Here is a 454-nt window from a genome sequence, read left to right on the forward strand (position 1 = left end):
CCGCAGCGGGGTCAAGGATCAGTGAGTAATGATCCAGAGGAGTTCGGCCCAGAAGAGCATCGACAGAGAAAACGCGCCCATCCAGGACCAATATTTCATATTTGTGTTGATCATAGGCTACACCCTTAACGGTTATTATTTTGTGTTGAGATAACTCAAGCTGTTATTGCTGCGGTGTATTAAAAGCCCTTTAATTCATTAAAAATGGGTAATAAGAATGATGATAATTATTGTTTCGGCTGATCATCTTCAGCAAACAGTTCTATAAAGGCTTGCTGCTGCGATGTTAGTTGCCAGTCGTCTGGAATAACGACGGAACATTCCCGTTTCGTTTCTGTTTCATTGTCACTATGCTGGCATAATGGTGACGACTCCAGTTGCTCCTGACCGACCATAGTTATCCCCACACTTTCCAAATCAGCAGTGCGACGACCACCCAGAAAAGTGCAGAACC

2 protein-coding genes are annotated in these 454 nt (G+C 44.3%); both read right to left on the reverse strand.

What is annotated here, in order from left to right:
• Nucleotides 1-18 precede the first annotated feature (18 nt).
• Nucleotides 19-114, reverse strand: a complete 96-nt coding sequence (gene ymiC, locus K0039_RS25315) for a small membrane protein YmiC (protein ID WP_001310756.1) — start codon at nt 112-114, stop codon at nt 19-21.
• A gap of 113 nt (nt 115-227) precedes the next feature.
• Nucleotides 228-395, reverse strand: coding sequence for a YciX family protein (locus K0039_RS25320; RefSeq protein ID WP_001297116.1), 168 nt, complete (start codon nt 393-395; stop codon nt 228-230).
• Between the last annotated feature and the right edge of the window lie 59 nt (nt 396-454).

Origin of the sequence: Terrisporobacter mayombei (assembly GCF_020748465.1) — a bacterium.
Lineage (GTDB): Bacteria > Bacillota > Clostridia > Peptostreptococcales > Peptostreptococcaceae > Terrisporobacter > Terrisporobacter mayombei.